The following is an 18,216-nucleotide window of genomic DNA, read 5'->3' on the forward strand; positions in this document are numbered from 1 at the left end:
CGAGCCCACCCGGGCGGGCGTCATGCACCGACGCCCAGCGAAAAGGCCGCCCCGAAGGACGGCCTTTCCTGCACGAACGTCGTCGTCGCTTATTGCGCGGCCGGAACGACCGGCAGGCCGGTCACCGGATCCAGCGTCGCCGCGACCGGCATGCCGTTGGCATCGGTCATGTTGACGACATAGCCGCCTTCGGTCTTCGAGACCGACTGCACCGAGTAGCCCAGCCCGTTCAGCTTGGCAGCGATGTCGGCGAGCGACATGGCAGCCGGAGCGGCCGCGGCTTCAGCCGGAGCGGCAGCTTCTTCGACGGCCGGGGCGGCGGCTTCTTCAGCCGGAGCCGCGGCTTCCTCGACCGGAGCGGCTTCCGCGGCGGGAGCGGCAGCTTCCTCGACCGGGGCGGCTACTTCAGCCGGAGCGGCTTCTTCGGCGGGAGCCGCAGCTTCCTCGACCGGAGCAGCTTCCTCGGCGGGAGCGGCAGCTTCCTCGACCGGGGCAGCTTCTTCAGCCGGAGCGGCTTCCGCGGCGGGAGCCGCAGCTTCTTCGACCGGAGCGGCTGCTTCAACCGGGGCCGCTTCTTCGGCCGGAGCCGCAGCTTCCTCGACCGGAGCAGCTTCCTCGACCACGACCGCTTCTTCGACGACGACCACTTCTTCAGCCGGCGCAGCCACGACCGGGCGCGGGGCCGAGCCTTGGTAGTAGTCGGCGATCCACGGGGTCGTGGTCAGCACGGCCGCGTGCACGGCCACGGAACCCACGGCAACCGTGCCGAGCAGAAGCGGAATGCCCAGGTTGGGGTTAACCGCGAGCCAGATCTTCGAGTTGTTCATCTTTACCTCTCCCTCAGCCGAGCCACGGCGTCGCCGCCGCCGCCAGGAAATGCGCGATCAGCGCCATGCCGCCGAACACGCGCGTGCCAAGGATGAGCTGCGTATGCACCTCTTCCGCTTCGGCGATCGTCAGGCCGCTCGGCCAGACTTTTTTCGGATCATCGGTCACTTGTACTCTCCCGAATGTGTCTTCCTCGATGCGTGTAGGGCCTGCACGCTGGCTTTCGAAAACGGCAGATCCCGCTGGCCTGGGTGTACGCCACTTGCCGCCCGGTGCCCTTACCGAATTCTCAACACCACGACCCTGTAACGATTCCCTGACATTCGCAATGTCAACCTGAACGGACACGGCTCTGGAAGGTGCGACTTATTGCCGGACGCCCGCCGGAACAGGGCGGTTTTGCCAGTCTCAGCTGCCCCGGTAGGTCGAATAGCCGAAGGGCGAGAGCAGCAGCGGCACGTGGTAATGGGCCGACACGTCCGAGATCCCGAAGCGGATCGGGATCTCGTCGAGGAAGAGCACCCCGGCACCCGCCTGGCCGCTTGCCCTCAGGTAGTCGCCGGCCGCGAAGGTGATCTCGTAGCGTCCCTCCGTCAGCGCCTCACCCTCCAGAAGGGGCGCGTCGGTGCGTCCGTCGCTGTTGGTGACCGTCTCCGCGATCTCCTGGGTGGCTGCGCCGGTCAGCCGGCAGAGCAGGATCCGCACTCCGGCGGCGGGCCGCCCCGTAGCGGTGTCGAGCACATGCGTCGTCAGTCGTCCCATCTTGTCCTCCTTCAACGGAGAGCCAGATTGCCGGGTTTCCCGGCGGGATGCGACAGGCAGTTGCGGACATGCCGCCGTGGCGATGGCCAGCCGGAGCGGATCCGCCCGACGGGCGGAGATCCGGATCATCGAGGGCTTGCAGGCGCCTTCGCTTCCGGATTTTCTGCGGGTGCCCCGCGGTGCGGGAACAAGGAGTGTCCGATGAATCGATATCCCCGGGACATGCGCGGCCACGGGCCCCATCCGCCGGACGCGGCCTGGCCCGGCGGCGCCCGGATTGCCGTCTCGATCGTGCTGAACTACGAGGAGGGCGGCGAGAATTGCCTCCTTCACGGCGACGCGCAGTCGGAGGCCTTCCTGTCGGACATTGCCGGCGCCCAGCCCTGGCCGGGTCAGCGGCACTGGAACATGGAGTCGATCTACGACTACGGCGCCCGTGCGGGCTTCTGGCGGCTGCACCGGCTTTTCACCGGCCTCGACATCCCGGTCACGGTTTACGGCGTGGCGACCGCGCTCGCCCGCTCGCCCGAGCAGGTGGCGGCGATGAAATCCGCCGGCTGGGAGATCGCGTCGCACGGGTTGAAATGGGTCGAGCACCGCGACATGCCCGAGGAGGAGGAGCGCCGCCAGATCGCCGAGGCGATCCGGCTTCATACCGAAGTCGTGGGCGAACGGCCGCGCGGCTGGTATACGGGGCGCTGCTCGGTGAATACCGTGCGCCTCACCGCCGAAGAGGGCGGCTTCGACTGGATCTCGGACACCTACGACGACGACCTGCCCTGGTGGCTCGAGACCGACACGCACGACCAGCTGGTAATTCCCTACACGCTCGAGGCCAACGACATGCGCTTCGCCACGGCGCCCGGCTATATCGAGGGCGAGCAGTTCTTCACCTATCTGCGGGACAGCTTCGACACGCTCTATGCCGAAGGCTGCGCGGGCCAAGCGAAGATGTTCTCGATCGGCCTGCATTGCCGGCTGATCGGGCGGCCCGGCAAGATCGCGGGTCTGAAACGGTTCCTCGACTACGCCCGCGCCCATGAAGGGGTCTGGTTCCCGCGTCGGGGCGACATCGCCCGCCACTGGCGCGAGGCCCACCCCCACCGCCGCCGCCCGCGCCCTTCGCGCATGGACCGCGAAACCTTCGTGGCCCAGTTCGGCGGCATCTACGAACATTCCCCCTGGGTCGCCGAGCGCGCCTTCGAGCTGGAGCTGGGCCCGGCCCACGACAGCCCCGTGGGGCTGGCCAACGCACTCGCCCGCGTATTCCGCAGCGCCACGCCCGCCGAACGGCTGGCCGTGCTGAAGGCCCATCCCGACCTCGGGGGCAAGCTCGCACAGGCGCGACGGCTCACGGCTTCCTCTTCCGCCGAGCAGGCGAGCGCAGGCCTGGACGCCCTGACCGACGCCGAGCGCTCAAGGTTCACCACCCTCAACGAGGAGTATGTCGCCCGCCACGGCTTTCCCTTCATCATCGCCGTGCGCGACCACGACAGGGCAGGGATCCTCGCGGCCTTCGAGACCCGCATCGCCAGTGACAGTGCCACCGAATTCGCCACCGCCTGCAGGCAGGTGGAACGCATCGCCGAACTCCGGCTTCAGGACATGCTGAAATGACCTCCTACCACGCTCCCACAGGCGGCCTGCCGCCCCAGACCCAGCTCATGACCGGCCGGGCCGTCTTCACCGAGGCCTATGCCTTCATCCCGCGCGGCGTCTTCTCGGACATCGTGACGAGCGCGCTGCCCGGCTGGAGCCAGACGAAGCTCTGGATGATCGCCCGCCCGATGACCGGCTTCTCCGAGACCTTCTCGCAATATGTGATGGAGGTCGCGCCCGGCGGCGGCTCGGATGCGCCCGACCCCGAGGTCGAGGCGCAGTCGGTGCTCTTCGTCACACACGGCGAGATCTGGCTCTCGCTTGACGGGCAGGAGCACGAACTCGGGCCGGGCGGCTATGCCTATATCCCCGCCGGCTGCCGCTGGCGGCTGCACAATGGCAGCCACGAGCCTGCACGCTTCCACTGGCTGCGCAAGCTCTACGAGCCCGCGCCGGGCGTGGACGCACCCGCCGCCTTCGTCACCAACGAGCGCGAGATCGCCCCCGAGGCCATGCCGGATACCGGCGGCCGCTGGGCCACGACGCGTTTCGTGGATCCGGCCGATCTCTCCCATGACATGCATGTGAACATCGTGACCTTCCAGCCGGGCGGCCTCATTCCCTTCGAGGAGACGCATGTGATGGAGCACGGGCTCTACGTGCTCGAGGGGAAGGCGGTCTACAAGCTCAACCGCGACTGGGTCGAGGTCGAGGCGGGCGATTTCATGTGGCTGCGCGCCTATTGCCCGCAGGCCTGCTATGCGGCAGGCCCGGGGCCGTTCCGCTACCTGCTCTACAAGGACGTGAATCGCCACGCGAGGCTGCGCGGCCCCGGCGCCTTCGGCCGCTGATCTTTCCCGCCGCGGTCCCCGCCGGGTCCGGCCGGATCGGACGAAGGCCGCACAAGGGGCAAGGGCGCCGCCCGAAACGTTCCCGTCCTTCATTCTCGCCCAAGTATCCTCGGGGGGAGCCCGGCGCAGCCGGGCCGGGGGGCAGACAGCCCCCCGCCTCCGCCGGACGCCAAGCCCGAAAGGAAGCCGCATGTCCCGCCCGCCGATCCACCCCGAGCCGCTCTCCGCCACCGCCTTCGCCCCGTTCGGCGACCTGCTCTCTGCCGAAGGCGCGCCGGACCGGATCATCAACCAGGGGCTCTGCGGCCGCTGGCACGACCGCGCCCTGCTCGACTTCGGCCCCGACGGGCGGGCCGGCCTCTCGATCTTCCGGGCCGAGGCACGCAGCCTGCCCTGCCGTCTCGAGATGGTCGAGCGTCATCCCGACGGCTCGCAAGCCTTCCTGCCGATGACGGCGCACCCCTTTCTCGTCGTGGTGGCCCCGGACGAGAATGGTCGTCCCGGCACGCCGAGAGCTTTCCTGACGGCCCCGGGCCAGGGCGTGAACCTTCACCGCAACACCTGGCACGGCGTCCTGACGCCGCTCGCCGAACCGGGCCTCTTCGCCGTCGTGGACCGCATCGGGCCGGGCACGAACCTTGAGGAGCACTGGTTCCACGAGCCGTGGGTGATCGCGGAACCTGCTCGGAAGGAGTGAGAGAGGCCCGTCCGGCTGCAGCACCGTGGCCCCCTTGCCGATCAGACGACATCGCGCGGCCGGACATGCAAAAGGCGCCCGGAGTGCGGGCGCCTCGGCAGATCTTCGCCGGTTCAGTCCGGGATATGGCAGACGGCCTCGATCCGATGGCCGTCAGGGTCGAGAACCAGAGCCGCGTAGTAGTTCGGATGGTATTCGGGGCGGAAACCCGGCTCTCGGTCATTCCGCCCGCCGGCCCGGAGGGCCGCCGCATGGAAGGCATCCACCGCCGGACGTGACCGCGCGACGAAGGCCAGATGCGCCTCGCGCACCTGCCGCGTATTGCGGCCGGCACGGATTTCGTTGATCGAGAAGGCTTCTCCCCGATCGCCCGCCCAGTGGACACCTGTCCGCGCAGGGCGTCCGGTCGGGATTCCGAGCCGGCCCAAGGCGGCATCGTAGAAAGAACGCGAACGTTCGAGATCAGTCACATGCAAGGAACATTGGTCGATCATCTTGCCTCCCCCCAGATGCAATTACTCGCCAGCCACAACTTCCGGTTCCTGTTCCGGTTCCCGAGAGTCGCGCAGAAAGTGTACGCCCGAACGTCTCAATCCGCATCATGGATATTGCGGTTGCCCGCATGTCGCGCAGTTTGGCCTCTCTCGCACCTCCGGCGGGCCGGAACAGACCGAATGAGGCCTCCTGTCGCTTTCGCACTTGCCAAGTGCAGCTGCAGCATTTTTCATGATCCGGAACGCTTTTTCCGCGTGTCGCCAGCCGGAGGCGCCCTTCATGGATCAGACGAGCCCAGCAACCACCCGCCGCGCCAGGGGCAGGCCCAAGGCGGTCGAGGATAAGACCGAGCAGAACACGGTCCAGTCGCTCGACCGGGCACTCGCAATGCTGAAGCTGCTGAGCCAGTCCGAGGGGATGACCCTCTCGGAACTCGCGGCCGAAAGCGGAGAGGCGGCGGCCACGGTCTACCGCGCCCTCGTGACGCTGCAGGCGCACGAGATGATCGAGATGGAGGAGCAGGGCCAGGTCTGGCACATCGGCGGAGGCGCCTTCAGCATCGGCTCGGCCTTCCTTCGCCGCGCGAAGTTCGTCGAAAGGGCCCGGCTGCCGATGGATCGGCTGATGCGGGCAACGGGCGAGACTGCCGCTCTGGGCATCGAGGCCGACGGGCGCGTCCTGCATCTCTCGCAGGTCGAGACACGGCAGATGATCCGCGCGTTCTTCCCCGAGGGTTCCTCCGGCCCGATGCACGCCACGGCCATCGGCAAGGCGCTGCTGGCCTGGTATCCCGAGGACCGGATCGAGGCGATCCTCGAGCGCGAGGGGCTGAAGAAGTTCACGTCGCTCACGATCACCTCGGTCTCGACCCTGATGCGCGACCTCTCGCGGACGCGGGACCGCGGCTATGCGGTGGATGATCAGGAGGGGGCCGAGGGCATGCGCGCCGTGGCGGCGCCAGTGTTCAACAGCTTCGGCGAGTCGGTGGCGGCCATCACGCTTGCCGGACCCGCGTTCCGCGTCAGCCTCTCGGACAGCAACCGCTTCGGGTCGCTGGTCAAGGATGCCGCCGAAGAGATCACGGCGGCCACCGGGGGCGTGTCTCCCTGAAGGCGGCAGGAGAGGCGGGACGCGGATCCGGTGCACGGGATACGCCCCGCCTTTTCCATCGGTCGTTGCATGTTCCGGCCTTTCATCATCCCGCGGCACGCGACGCGACACGGGTCTGCCGGGGATGGTAACCGCCCGGGCGTGCACCAGCGGCAGCAGGCAGCCATTAATCGCGCCTGCATTTCACCGGAGCGTGCGGTTCACGGATTAGGGGACGCTGATCGCGTGTGCGCATCGAGAAGCGCGTATGTGCCGACACTGGCCACACGCCGATGCAGGTGGACGACGAGTTCGGGCTCCAGCCGCAGCAGCCCCGCCAGATCCGTGAAATACCCGATCTCGGCAGGCCCCCCCGACCCGGCGGCGAGAAGCGAGGCGGCATAGATGCCGGCGGCCTCCTGAGGCGTGCGCGCAAGCCGCGCGATGCGCCCCGCATCCAGCGGCGCCTCGAGTTCGGCCGCGATCAGCGCCTGCGCGTCGCAATCCAGATCGAGTTCCCGGAGCCGGCGGTGGATGAACCGCCGCTCATTGCGGCAGACGCGCCCATCGGCCTTCGCCGCAGCCACCATCGCCTGCAGAAGCCGCTCGCACAGCCCTTCGGCCGAGCCGGCGTCTTCCTCGGCCGCCTCCGGCCCCGCCTCGGCCCCGAGCGGCCCGCAGGTGTCGCGACCCTCCGTCCAGTCGGCCCAGGCGCGCCCCGCCACCACACATGACAGGGCAACGATTCCGTTGCGCGCCGCGGCGCCTTCCAGGCAGCAGCGCGCCCGGTCCCCGAGCAGGAAGCCAGCCACGAGATCGGCGAGCCGTCCGCGTCCGCCGCAGCCGTCCGGTACGGCCTCGGAGCCGTCGCTCAGATGTCCCCGCGCCACCGGCACCCCACGCGTTCCATTCTGCAGAAACCCGGCATCCTTCATCTCCGGCCTCCACTTCTGACACCTGTCCGCGATATGGGAAACCGATGGTCGGGGCGCAATCCGTCTTCCGCCGGCATGTGGCAGGAACAACGACAGGCTGCAGTTTGTCGCAAGGAGCCGTAATCCGACCGAAAGAATCAGCCTTTACAAGCCAGACTAATTCAGTCAACTTTCCCCCATATCCAAGCCAGCCCCCACGGGTCAGCCCGGTGTCCTTCAGCCAGACACGGAGGTTCCATGATGCGACCGCTGCCCGAACCGGGTTTCAACGAACTGCTTCGCCAGGCTCTGGAGGGTTTCCTGCCCGCCGGCTCGATCGACGCCCTCTTCGACCGGATGGAGCGCCTGGCATGAACGCGATGACAGATCCGATCGAGCTGATCGAGGCCGGGATCCCGGTCCACGACGCCCGGACCCTGACCGACGGCGGCGCCCAGGCGCGGATCCTCCTCGATGGGCAGATCTACTGCCTCCGCATCACCCGCGCGGGCAAGCTGATCCTTACGAAATGAAGCAAGGGGCGCGGGACGGTGATCGCCTCCCGCACCCTTCCAGCCAGAGAGCAGACATGAAAGCACGCCTTCTCGCCCTCGCCGCCACCGCACCCTGCGCCCTGCTGCCGCTTCCTGCCTTCGCCGCAGAGCGGGCCGAGGTCGTGGAAACCTATGCCGACATCGCCGAGGCCACCTATTCCGACAGCCTCGCCACGGCGCGGGTGCTGCAATCGGCGGTGAAGACCCTGGTGGCCCAGCCGTCCGAGGATGCGCTCGCCGCGGCGCGCGAGGCCTGGCTCGCCTCGCGTGCGCCCTACCAGCAGTCAGAGGCCTTCCGCTTCGGAAATGCGATCGTCGACGACTGGGAGGGCAAGGTGAACGCCTGGCCGCTCGACGAGGGGCTGATCGACTATGTGGACGCGAGCTATGGCGGCGCGTCCGAAGAGAATGACCTCGCGGCGCTGAACGTGATCGCCACGCCGACCTTCACCCTGTCGGGAACCGAGGTGGACGCCACAGAGATCACGCCGCAGTTGATCTCCGGCACGCTGCACGAGGCGGACGGCATCGAGGCCAACGTGGCCTCGGGCTACCACGCCATCGAGTTCCTTCTCTGGGGTCAGGACCTGAACGGGACGGAAGCGGGCGCGGGCAACCGGCCCTACACGGATTATGCCTCGGGCGAGGCCTGCACGGGTGGCAACTGCGACCGTCGGGGCGCCTATCTCATGGCGGCGACGGACCTGCTGGTGAGTGACCTGGAATACATGGTGGCGCAATGGGCCGACGGGGGCGCAGCGCGCGAGGCGGTGACGTCCGAACCGGACACGGGCATCCAGGCGATGCTGACCGGCATGGGCAGCCTGTCCTACGGCGAGCAGGCGGGCGAGCGGATGAAGCTTGGCCTGATGCTCAATGATCCCGAGGAAGAGCATGACTGCTTCTCGGACAATACCCACAACAGCCACTACTACGATGGACTCGGTATCCGGAATGTCTATCTGGGAAGCTACACCCGGACGGATGGCAGCAAGATCGAAGGTCCCTCGCTGTCTAATCTGGTCGAAGCGGCCGATCCGGAGCTAGACAAGGTGCTGACCAGCCAGCTCGATGCGACCGTCCGGCAACTCGACGCGCTGCGGACGGCAGTGGCCGAGGGCATGGCCTATGACCAGATGCTCGCGGCGGGCAACGAGAAGGGCGAGAAGCTGATCATGGGGGCGGTCGATGCGCTGGTGACGCAGACGGCCTCCATCGAGCGGGCAACGACGGCGCTCGGCCTCTCCGGGATCGCGTTCGAAGGCTCCGACAGCCTCGACAACCCGAACGCCGTGTTCCAGTGACGATGACCTTGCCGGAGCGCAACGTCCCGTTGCGGGCGCTCCGGCAAGAACGGGCAGGACAGATTGCCGGGGAGTGAACGATGATCGTGTGCCACTGCATGGGTATCACCGACAAGGACATCCGGTCGGCCATCGACTGGATGCGGGCCTCCGATCCCGAGACCATCGTCACGCCCGGCAAGATCTACCGGGCGCTCGGCAAGCGGGCGGACTGCGGCGGCTGCATGCCCCATTTCCTTGACACGATGCGGAAGTGCGACAGTTTTGAGGTGCCAGTGAACCTGCGCGGCCTCCGTCGCGCAACAACCGCGGGAATGAACGGGAATGCAGGGTGACGCGAAAGTCATTGACTATCTGAACGCAGGGCTCCGCTCGGAACTGACGGCCGTCAGCCAGTATTGGTTGCACTACCGGCTGCAGGAGGACTGGGGCTTCGGCAACATCGCGGCCAAGTCGCGCGAGGAAAGCATCGAGGAGATGCACCACGCCGACAAGCTGATCGAGCGGATCATCTTCCTTGAGGGTCATCCGAACCTGCAGCGCCTCGACCCGCTCAGGATCGGGCAGAACCTGCGTGAGACGCTCGACGCAGACCTTGCCGCCGAGCACGATGCCCGCAACCTCTACATCGAGGCGCGCGACCACTGCGAGAAGGTCGGCGACTACGTCAGCAAGAACCTCTTCGAGGAACTGCTGGCCGATGAAGAGGGCCATATCGACTATCTCGAGACGCAGATCGATCTCATGGGCACCATCGGCGAGCAGAACTACGGCCTGTTGAACGCAAGGCCGGCCGACAAGGCCGATTGAGACGAGGCCCGACAGGCATCTGGTCATGACGCCCCGGGTCCGCGGGATCCCGGGGTTTCTCATGGGTCAGGCTCTTGCGACGGTCCCGCTGCCGGTCGCCGGGACGCAAGGTCGGAATGCGCTCCTCGCCCGGAAAACGGAGCAAAAGCAGGCCAGAGGACGCCGGCAAGGTCCTCCCGCCGCGGGAATCCCTGTTTCCGATTGAAAGACTCGGAAAATAAGGCGAGACAGGCGGAGAAAGGATTCCGCCACATGTCCCGTTTGATCGTCCTGTTGTGCCTTCTTGCCACCCCCGCCGCAGCCGAGCCTCTGGACCCTCCCAATCTCGCGATCCTGCCGCGCACACCGGCCGAAGCGGCGCGGATCGAGGCCGTTCTGGCTCCGCCGGCCGATTTCCTCAGGCCGGAACCCTTCGAGGCGCTTCCGGGCGGAGCGGCAAGCGTCCGGGCCCGCGACACCGCGGATGCCTTCTCGCAATCCTCGGGCAACATGCCCTTCGAGCGCGAAATGGATTTCAAGCTCGGCAACGGGCTCTTCCGCAAGCTCTGGGTGGCCTCGCCCTCCTCGACCCAGGCTTCCGACGGGCTCGGCCCGCTCTACAACGCCCGAGGTTGCCAGAACTGCCACCTCAAGGACGGCCGCGGGCATGTCCCTGCGGGGCCCAAGGACGATGCCGTCTCGATGTTCCTGCGCCTCTCCGTGCCGGGCGGCCCCTCGCCGGAAGGGATCGAGGAGTGGATCGCGACCAGCGCCGAGCCCACCTACGGCGGCCAGTTGCAGGACTTTGCCGCCCCGGGCCTCGCGCCGGAGGGGCGGATGCGGATCGACTGGGAGGACGTGCCCGTGACCCTCGGCGACGGCAGCACAGTGACGCTCCGCAAGCCCTCCTACTCGATCGCCGACCTCGGCCACGGGCCGATGGCAGACGACGTCATGCTCTCGCCCCGCGTCACGCCGCAGATGATCGGCCTCGGTCTGCTCGAGGCGATCCCGGCGGCGGACATCCTGGCCCACGCGGACCCGAACGACGCGGACGGCGACGGCATCTCGGGCCGCGCGAGCATCACCTGGTCCGCCGAGGCCGATGCGCCGATGCTGGGCCGCTTCGGCCTGAAGGCCGGCACGCCGACCGTGCTGCAACAGTCCGCCTCGGCCTTCGCGGGCGACATGGGGATCGCCAACGCGCTCTTCCCCGACCCGTGGGGCGAATGCACCGAGGCGCAGGCTGACTGCCGCGCCGCCTCGCACGGGATCGAACCCGGCAAGCGCGACGATCTTGAGATCGACCGGCAGGGGCTGGAGCTGACGGCCTTCTACGCCCGCAACCTCGCCGTGCCCGAACGGCGTCGGGTCGACGACCCGCAGGTGCTGCGCGGCAAACAACTCTTCCACGAGGCGGGCTGCCCCGCCTGCCACGTGCCGAAATTCGTGACTCACCGCCTGAAGGACCAGCCCGAGCAGAGCTTCCAGCTGATCTGGCCCTACACCGACCTCCTCCTCCACGACATGGGCGAGGGTCTGGCGGACGGCCGGCCCGAGGGTCGCGCCACGGGGCGGGAGTGGCGCACGCCGCCGCTCTGGGGGATCGGGCTCACGGAACAGGTGAGCGGGCATTCCACCTTCCTGCACGACGGCCGCGCGCGCACGATCCTCGAGGCGGTGCTCTGGCACGGCGGCGAGGCCGAGGCGGCGAAGGCCCGCGTCATGGCCATGCCCGCGCCCGACCGCGCGGCCCTCATCGCCTTTCTGGAGGATCTGTGATGCTGCGCACCGTCTTCCGCGGGACCCTCGCCCTGGGCCTGCTGCTCGCCGCCCCGGTGCAGGCGGGCGTGCCCGAGGCCATCTCGGACGTGATCCTGCCCGGCTACGAGGCCTTCACCGCCGCGACGGAGGCGCTCGACGCGGCGGCCGAGGCTGACTGCCGACCCGATGCCCTGCGCACGCCCTGGAACGCGGCCTTCGACGCCTGGATGGGGATCTCGCATCTCCGGCTCGGACCTTCCGAGACCGACGGCCGCGCCTTGGCCATCGCCTTCTGGCCCGACCCGAAGGGCAGCGGCGCACGCACCCAGGCCCGCATCCTCTCAGCGGCCGATCCCGCCCTGCTCGATCCCGAACGCTTCGCCGAGGTCTCGGTCGCGGCCCGCGGCCTCTTCGCGCTCGAGCGGCTGCTCTACGACCCGGCCCTGTCGGGCGATTACGCCTGCGCGCTGACGCGGGCCACCGCCGCCGACCTTGCCCGCATGGCCGCGGAGCTCGAGACCGACTGGCGCGAGACATTCGCGCCGCTCGTCCTCACGGCGGGAGAGCCGGGCAACGACCGCTTCCTGACCCCGGCCGAGGCGCGGCAGGCGCTGTTCACGCAGCTCATGTCGGGGCTCGAGTTCACCGCCGATCAGCGGCTCGGCCGCCCGCTCGGCACGTTCGACCGCCCTCGGCCGGAACGTGCCGAGGCGCGGCTCTCGGGCCGGGGCCTGCGCAACGTCGAGCTGTCGCTCGCCGCGCTGGAGAGGCTCGCGCTGGCCCTCGCCCCCCAGAGCCCGCGCACGCGCGACGGCTTCGAGCGCGTCCGCGAGCGGGCCGCGGCCCTTGATGACCCGCGCTTCGAAGGCGTGTCGGATCCCCCGGGGCGCCTGCGGGTCGAGATCCTCCAGCAGCGCCTGCACGCGCTCCGCGACGTGTTGCAGGCCGAGGTCGGAGGCGCGCTGGGGGTGAGCGTGGGCTTCAACGCCGCCGACGGAGACTGACATGGCCACCCGCCGCCACATCCTCGCCGGGCTCATCGCCTCGGCCATGCCCCGCCTTTCCTGGGCCGACGCAGGCAGTCCCGCCTTCCTCGCCGCCGCGCGTGCGCCTGACGGAAGCTTCGCACTCCATGGCCTCACCGAGACCGGCGCCCGGCTTTTCGCGATCCCGCTGCCTGCGCGCGGCCATGCCGCCGCCGCCCATCCGACCCGCGCCGAGGCCGTGGCCTTTGCCCGCCGCCCCGGCACCTACGCCCTCGTGATCGCCTGCGCGAGCGGCGGTCTGCGCGCCCGCCTGACCCCGCCCGAGGGCCGGCAGTTCAACGGCCACGGCGCCTATTCGGTCGACGGCACGCTCCTCTACACCTCCGAGGTGGTGGCCGAGACCTCCGAGGGCGTGATCGGCGTCTGGGACACGGCCGGCTGGCACCGGGTGGACGAATTCCCCTCGGGCGGCATCGGCCCGCACGAGCTGCGCCGCCTGCCCGGCTCGGACGTGCTGGTGGTCGCCAATGGCGGCATCCGGACCGATCCGCAGGACCGCACCAAGCTGAATGTCGAAACGATGCGGCCGAACCTCAGCTATCTCGGCCCTGATGGTGCGCTGCTGGAGCAGGCCGAGCTGCCCGAGGATCTGCGGCAGAACTCGATCCGTCACCTGGCCCTTGGCGAGGACGGCACGGTTGCCTTCGCGATGCAATGGGAGGGCGACCCGGCCGAGCCGGTGCCTCTCCTCGGCCTGCACCGGCGCGGAGAGGCGCTGCGGCTCTGCCCCGCGCGCGAGCAGGATCTCTTTGCGATGCAGGGCTACGCAGGCTCGATCGCGCGTTCGGCCGGATTGATCGCGCTCACCTCGCCGCGCGGGGGCGTGGTCCAGCTCCATGCCGAGGACGGGACGGCGCTCGCCACCCATGCCCGTCCCGACGCCTGCGGCGTGGCGCCGGTCGAGGGCGGCTTCGTCGTCACCGACGGCGGCGGCGCGATCACCCGCCTGACGCGCGACGGCTTCCGGCCGCTCGACCGTGCGGATGCCGCCTGGGACAACCACCTCGTGCGCATCTGAGACCGCGCGGCTCCGCCTTCCCGCGCGCATGCGGCTCAAACCGCCGCCTGCTCGAGCACAGCCGCTGCGTCGCGCATCTTCCCGAGCGCATCCGACTCAAACTCGCTGCGCCCCCTTGTGCGCATTCGAGAACCTCCCGCTCCACCATCTCGTGAGGCCGAGGCCTCTGGCGCGGGGCCCGGTCCGTGCTAGCTCTGGGCCATCCGGCGCGGCCTGCCGGACAGGAAGGTGCGGACGGTTCTGGTGAACGATCATTCGGACAAGCTGCTTTCGCTTGAGGGCGTGCGGAAATGCTACGCGACGGGCGAGGGTCCGGTGCAGGTGCTGGCGGGCGTGGACCTGACGCTTGCTCCGGGCGAGAGCCTCGCGCTGACAGGGGAATCCGGCAGCGGCAAGAGCACGCTTCTTCATCTCGTGGCCGGGCTGGACGCGGCCGACGAGGGGAGGATCGTCGTCGCCGGCCACGACATCTCGCGGGCAGGCGATGCCGAGCGCGCGCATCTGCGGCGCGGGACGGTGGGGCTCGTCTTCCAGCAGTTCAACCTGATCCCCTCGCTCGACGTGGCGGCCAACCTCGCCTTTCAGGCGCGGCTGGCGGGCCGGCACGATCCTGCATGGCAGGAGGAGCTCGCCGAGGCGCTGGGGCTTGCGGCCTGCCTGCACCGCTATCCGGAACAGCTGTCGGGCGGCCAGCAGCAGCGCGTGGCCATCGGCCGGACGCTGGCGGCGCGCCCCCGCCTCGTGCTGGCGGACGAGCCGACCGGCAACCTCGATGAGGCAACGGGCGACGCGGTGATGGCGCTCTTCCTGCGGCTGGTGAGCCAGACAGGAGCGGGCCTCCTGATGGTCACGCACTCGACACGCCTCGCCGGCCGGCTCCACGGCCGGCTGCAGCTCTCGGCGGGCCGGGTCGCATGAGGGTCGTGCTTTCGGCGCTGCTCTCGCATTGGCGGCGGAGCCCGCTGCAGCTCGCCATGCTGCTCCTCGGGCTCGCGCTGGCGACCGCGCTCTGGTCGGGGGTGCAGGCGATCAACGCCGAGGCGCGGGCGAGCTATGACGAAGCGGCGGCAACGCTCGGGCAGGACCGGCTGAGCCGCGTGGTGGCCGAAGGCCCAATTGCTCAGGAAGCCTATGTCGCGCTGCGCCGCGCCGGCTGGCTGGTCTCGCCGGTGGTGGAGGGGCGGCTGCGGATCGACGAGCGGCGCAGCCTGCGGCTGATCGGGATCGACCCCATGACCCTTCCCGCCCCCGCGCAACAGGTCGAGTTCGGCGAGGGCGACGCGCTGCTGCCGTTCCTCAGCACCCCCGGCCTCATCTTCGCCGACCCTGACACCGTCGCCCGGATGGAAGGCGCGGACCTGCCACCACTGCGCGCGGCCGAGGGAGTTCCGCCCGGCACCGGCCTCATCGACATCGGGCAGGCGCAGCGGCTTCTGCGGATGGAGGGGCAGATCTCGCACCTCCTCCTCGACCCCGAGGCGCCGCAGCCGGCTTCCCTGCCCGAGGGCCTCCGCCTCGCCGCGCCCGATACGGAGAACGACGTGGCGCGGCTGACCGACAGCTTCCACCTGAACCTGACGGCCTTCGGCCTCCTCTCCTTCGCCGTGGGGCTCTTCATCGTCCATTCCGCCATCGGCCTCGCCTTTGAGCAGCGCCGCCCGATGTTCCGCACGCTGCGCGCGCTGGGGGTGACGGCGCGGACGCTGATCGGGCTGCTTTTCGCCGAGCTCCTGCTCTTCGCGCTGGTGGCAGGGGCCGTGGGCCTCGCGCTCGGCTACCTCGTCGCGGCACTGCTCTTGCCCGACGTTGCGGCAACGCTTCGCGGGCTCTACGGCGCCGAAGTGCCGGGCACGCTCGCCTTCCGGCCCGGCTGGGCGGCGGCGGGACTCGGCATCGCGCTGCTCGGCACGCTGGCCTCGGCCAGCCAGAGCCTCTGGCGCGTGGCGCATCTGCCGCTTCTCGCCCCCGCCCAGCCCCGCGCCTGGGCCGTCGCCTCCGAGCACGCGCTCTGGCGGCAGGCCATGGCGGCGGTCGGGCTGCTGGTCCTCGCAGGCGGGCTCCTCCTCTGGGGGCAGGGGATCGTCGCGGCTTTCGTGCTGCTCGCGGCGCTCCTGCTCGGGGCGGCGCTCCTGCTGCCCGTGCTGCTCGCGCTCCTGCTGCGCATGGCCCAGCGCCTCGCGCGAGGTCCGATCGCGCAGTGGTTCTGGGCCGACACGCGCCAGCAGCTTCCCGGCCTCTCGCTCGCGCTGATGGCGCTGCTGCTTGCGCTGGCCGCCAACATCGGCGTGGGCACCATGGTCTCGAGCTTCCGGCTGACCTTCACCGGATGGCTCGACCAGCGCCTCGCCTTCGAACTCTACCTCAGCGCGCCCGACGAGGAGACGGCCGACCGCATCGTCCGCTGGCTCGAACCCCGCGCCGAGGCAGCCCTTCCCATCGTGCGGGCCGAGACCGAGGTTCTGGGCCGGCCCGCGCAGCTCTACGGGATGGCGGACCACCGGACCTATCGCGACAACTGGCCACTGCTGGCGCAGGCGCCCGAGGTCTGGGACCGGCTGGCAAGCGGAGACTGGGCTCTGGTGAACGAGCAGCTCGCGCGCCGCGAGGGGCTTGTGCCGGGCGACGCGATCCGCCTGCCCGGCTGGGAGGGCCGCATTGCCGGCGTCTACAGCGACTACGGCAATCCGTCCGCGCAGGTGATCCTGGGAACGGATCGATTCTTCGCGCTCCACCCCGAGGCCGAACGGCGGCGCTACGGCATCCGCGTAGCCCCCGACCGCGCGGCGGCGCTGGCCGAGGAGATGCGCGCGGCCTTCGACCTCTCCGACGAGGCGCTGATCGATCAGGCGAGCCTCAAGGGCTTTTCGCTGCAGGTCTTCGAGCGCACCTTCGCCGTCACCGCCGCGCTCAACGTGCTCACGCTGGGCGTCGCTGGCCTCGCCATGTTCGCGAGCCTCATGGTGCTCTCGGGAATGCGGCTGCCGCAGCTCGCGCCGGTCTGGGCGATGGGGCTCACCAAGGCGCGGCTTGCCCGGCTCGAGATGCTGCGCACGCTCATCCTCGCGGCGGGCACGATGGCGGCGGCGCTGCCGCTGGGCTTGGCGCTGGCCTGGGTGCTGCTCGCCGTGGTCAATGTGCAGGCCTTCGGCTGGCGGCTGCCGATGCATGTCTTCCCTCTCGACTGGCTCACGCTGGGCGGGCTGGCGCTCGTTGCGGCGGCGCTGGCGGCGATGGTGCCGGTCCGGCGTCTCGCCCGGCTGCGTCCCGCCGATCTGCTCAGGGTCTTCGCCAATGAACGCTAGCCGCTTCCCCCTGCCTGCCGCACTGCGGGTCCCCGTGGCGCACCTGTGGCGGGCCGTGGCACCGGACTTCCGGCACCGTCTCCTGGCCTGCCTGCTCGCGGCCTGCGCCCTTGCTACGCCCGCGCTGCCGCAGGGCTTCGCAGGGCTCGGCGCCACCGCCGAGGGCTTCGCGGTCCCCCGGCGTGGCGAAGAGCTGCAGTTCCCGCGCGATCACGGCCCGCATCCCGACTACCGGATCGAATGGTGGTACCTGACCTCGGTCCTGACGGGCGAGGACGGGCGCGAGTACGGGATCCAGTGGACGCTTTTCCGCTCTGCGCTCGCGCCCGGCGAGGGCGAGGGGTGGCAGAGCCCGCAGCTCTGGCTTGGCCATGCCGCGCTGACGACGCCCGAGCGGCATTTCGTGGCCGAGAGGTTCGGGCGCGGCGGGATCGGGCAGGCCGGCGTCACGGCGAGCCCCTTCGAGGCCTGGATCGACGACTGGCACATGACGGGAACCGCCGCGCCGGGCGCGGATCCGCTTTCGGCGGTGGATCTCGCGGCCTCTGGTGCGGACTTCGGCTATGCGCTGCGGCTGACGGCGGAGGGCCCGCTCGTGCCGCAGGGCGAGAGCGGATATTCGGTGAAGTCCGCAGCCGGTCAGGCGAGCTGGTATTACTCGCAACCCTTCTACGAAGTGACGGGAAGCATCGAGGTCGAGGGACAGGCCGTGGAGGTGACGGGCCGGGCCTGGCTGGACCGCGAATGGTCCTCGCAGCCGCTCGCCGCGGACCAGACCGGCTGGGACTGGTTCTCGCTGATGTTCCGCGACGGCGCGCGGCTGATGGGGTTCCGGCTCCGCGACGGAGGAGAGGGCTACACCAGCGCGACCTGGATCTCGGCCGACGGCCGCCCCGAGCCGATGCCTCCGGGCGCGCTCCGCGTGACGCCGCTCCGCGAGGCGCAGGTGGCCGGGCGCGGCGTCCCGGTCGACTGGCGGGTGGAACTGCCCGCGAAGAGGCTCGACGTGCAGGTCGAGGCGCTGAACGATGCGGCCTGGATGGCGACCTCCGTGCCCTACTGGGAGGGGCCGATCACCATCTCGGGAAGCCACGAGGGGCGGGGTTATCTGGAGATGACCGGCTACTGACCCCTGCCTTCGCGCAACGGAAGGCGGCGCAGAGGGAGCCGTCTTGCTCCCTCCCTCCCGGCTGCCCCCGAGGAT

Annotated in this window: 19 protein-coding genes; 14 read left to right on the forward strand and 5 right to left on the reverse strand. The window is 69.7% G+C overall.

Translation table 11 applies throughout. From position 1 onward, the window contains the following. Window positions 1-89 precede the first annotated feature (89 nt). The 3 genes from ACTVZP_RS13170 to uraH all read right to left on the reverse strand — a co-directional run bounded on the left by ACTVZP_RS13170 (window position 90) and on the right by uraH (window position 1,590). On the reverse strand, window positions 90-827 hold the full coding sequence (locus ACTVZP_RS13170; RefSeq protein WP_443212608.1) for a light-harvesting protein: 738 nt from the start codon (window positions 825-827) through the stop codon (window positions 90-92). 13 nt (window positions 828-840) lie between these two features. Beyond that, a complete protein-coding gene (locus tag ACTVZP_RS13175) occupies window positions 841-996 on the reverse strand; it encodes a light-harvesting protein (RefSeq protein WP_443212609.1) in 156 nt (51 codons plus the stop codon). Between the two features lie 240 nt (window positions 997-1,236). Next, entirely contained in the window at window positions 1,237-1,590 is a 354-nt protein-coding gene (gene uraH, locus ACTVZP_RS13180) for a hydroxyisourate hydrolase (RefSeq protein ID WP_443212610.1), read from the reverse strand. Between the two features lie 201 nt (window positions 1,591-1,791). Between uraH and puuE the strand changes: the two genes are divergently transcribed. The 3 genes from puuE (at window position 1,792) to ACTVZP_RS13195 (ending at window position 4,737) form a co-directional block, all read left to right on the forward strand. Further along, the gene (puuE, locus tag ACTVZP_RS13185; RefSeq protein WP_443212611.1) at window positions 1,792-3,207 is read left to right on the forward strand and encodes an allantoinase PuuE; all 1,416 of its coding nucleotides are present in this window, start codon (window positions 1,792-1,794) and stop codon (window positions 3,205-3,207) included. Next, window positions 3,204-4,040 carry a bifunctional allantoicase/(S)-ureidoglycine aminohydrolase gene (locus ACTVZP_RS13190; RefSeq protein WP_443212612.1) on the forward strand — a complete coding sequence of 279 codons (837 nt, stop codon included), beginning with the start codon at window positions 3,204-3,206 and terminating at the stop codon, window positions 4,038-4,040. The genes puuE and ACTVZP_RS13190 overlap by 4 nt, the downstream gene beginning before the upstream one ends. A gap of 190 nt (window positions 4,041-4,230) precedes the next feature. Next, entirely contained in the window at window positions 4,231-4,737 is a 507-nt protein-coding gene (locus ACTVZP_RS13195) for an ureidoglycolate lyase (RefSeq protein WP_443212613.1), read from the forward strand. Between the two features lie 113 nt (window positions 4,738-4,850). On the opposite strand, the gene ACTVZP_RS13200 is transcribed toward ACTVZP_RS13195, so the two are convergent. Beyond that, window positions 4,851-5,231, reverse strand: coding sequence for a VOC family protein (locus ACTVZP_RS13200; RefSeq protein WP_443212614.1), 381 nt, complete (start codon window positions 5,229-5,231; stop codon window positions 4,851-4,853). Window positions 5,232-5,511: 280 nt separating this feature from the next. On the opposite strand from ACTVZP_RS13200, the gene bhcR reads away from it, so the two are divergent. After that, on the forward strand, window positions 5,512-6,342 hold the full coding sequence (gene bhcR / locus ACTVZP_RS13205) for an HTH-type transcriptional regulator BhcR (RefSeq protein WP_443212615.1): 831 nt from the start codon (window positions 5,512-5,514) through the stop codon (window positions 6,340-6,342). 200 nt (window positions 6,343-6,542) lie between these two features. Here the strand turns inward: bhcR and ACTVZP_RS13210 are convergent, their stop codons facing one another. Beyond that, the gene (locus tag ACTVZP_RS13210) at window positions 6,543-7,256 is read right to left on the reverse strand and encodes a tellurite resistance TerB family protein (protein WP_443212616.1); all 714 of its coding nucleotides are present in this window, start codon (window positions 7,254-7,256) and stop codon (window positions 6,543-6,545) included. Window positions 7,257-7,606: 350 nt separating this feature from the next. Between ACTVZP_RS13210 and hemP the strand changes: the two genes are divergently transcribed. From hemP to ACTVZP_RS13260, 10 genes are all read left to right on the forward strand, one after another. Then, complete coding sequence (gene hemP / locus ACTVZP_RS13215; RefSeq protein WP_443212617.1) at window positions 7,607-7,768, forward strand: hemin uptake protein HemP; 162 nt, start codon at window positions 7,607-7,609, stop codon at window positions 7,766-7,768. A gap of 56 nt (window positions 7,769-7,824) precedes the next feature. Next, window positions 7,825-9,093, forward strand: coding sequence for an imelysin family protein (locus ACTVZP_RS13220; RefSeq protein ID WP_443212618.1), 1,269 nt, complete (start codon window positions 7,825-7,827; stop codon window positions 9,091-9,093). 80 nt (window positions 9,094-9,173) lie between these two features. Further along, window positions 9,174-9,428: a (2Fe-2S)-binding protein gene (locus ACTVZP_RS13225; RefSeq protein WP_002722276.1), complete on the forward strand. Its 255-nt coding sequence runs from the start codon at window positions 9,174-9,176 to the stop codon at window positions 9,426-9,428. Then, a complete protein-coding gene (gene bfr, locus ACTVZP_RS13230; protein WP_443212619.1) occupies window positions 9,418-9,903 on the forward strand; it encodes a bacterioferritin in 486 nt (161 codons plus the stop codon). The genes ACTVZP_RS13225 and bfr overlap by 11 nt, the downstream gene beginning before the upstream one ends. Before the next feature lie 252 nt (window positions 9,904-10,155). Continuing rightward, window positions 10,156-11,664: a di-heme oxidoreductase family protein gene (locus tag ACTVZP_RS13235; RefSeq protein ID WP_443212620.1), complete on the forward strand. Its 1,509-nt coding sequence runs from the start codon at window positions 10,156-10,158 to the stop codon at window positions 11,662-11,664. Next, entirely contained in the window at window positions 11,664-12,650 is a 987-nt protein-coding gene (locus ACTVZP_RS13240; RefSeq protein WP_443212621.1) for an imelysin family protein, read from the forward strand. Before ACTVZP_RS13235 ends, ACTVZP_RS13240 begins: the two co-directional genes overlap by 1 nt. A 1-nt stretch (window position 12,651) precedes the next feature. After that, window positions 12,652-13,710 carry a DUF1513 domain-containing protein gene (locus ACTVZP_RS13245; protein ID WP_443212622.1) on the forward strand — a complete coding sequence of 353 codons (1,059 nt, stop codon included), beginning with the start codon at window positions 12,652-12,654 and terminating at the stop codon, window positions 13,708-13,710. Between the two features lie 228 nt (window positions 13,711-13,938). Further along, window positions 13,939-14,628 carry an ABC transporter ATP-binding protein gene (locus tag ACTVZP_RS13250; RefSeq protein WP_443212623.1) on the forward strand — a complete coding sequence of 230 codons (690 nt, stop codon included), beginning with the start codon at window positions 13,939-13,941 and terminating at the stop codon, window positions 14,626-14,628. After that, window positions 14,625-17,012: an FtsX-like permease family protein gene (locus ACTVZP_RS13255; RefSeq protein ID WP_443212624.1), complete on the forward strand. Its 2,388-nt coding sequence runs from the start codon at window positions 14,625-14,627 to the stop codon at window positions 17,010-17,012. The genes ACTVZP_RS13250 and ACTVZP_RS13255 overlap by 4 nt, the downstream gene beginning before the upstream one ends. Beyond that, window positions 17,002-18,141: a lipocalin-like domain-containing protein gene (locus tag ACTVZP_RS13260; protein WP_443212625.1), complete on the forward strand. Its 1,140-nt coding sequence runs from the start codon at window positions 17,002-17,004 to the stop codon at window positions 18,139-18,141. The genes ACTVZP_RS13255 and ACTVZP_RS13260 overlap by 11 nt, the downstream gene beginning before the upstream one ends. Window positions 18,142-18,216 lie beyond the last annotated feature (75 nt).

The organism is Rhodobacter sp. NSM (genome assembly GCF_052244495.1).
Lineage (GTDB): Bacteria > Pseudomonadota > Alphaproteobacteria > Rhodobacterales > Rhodobacteraceae > Cereibacter_A.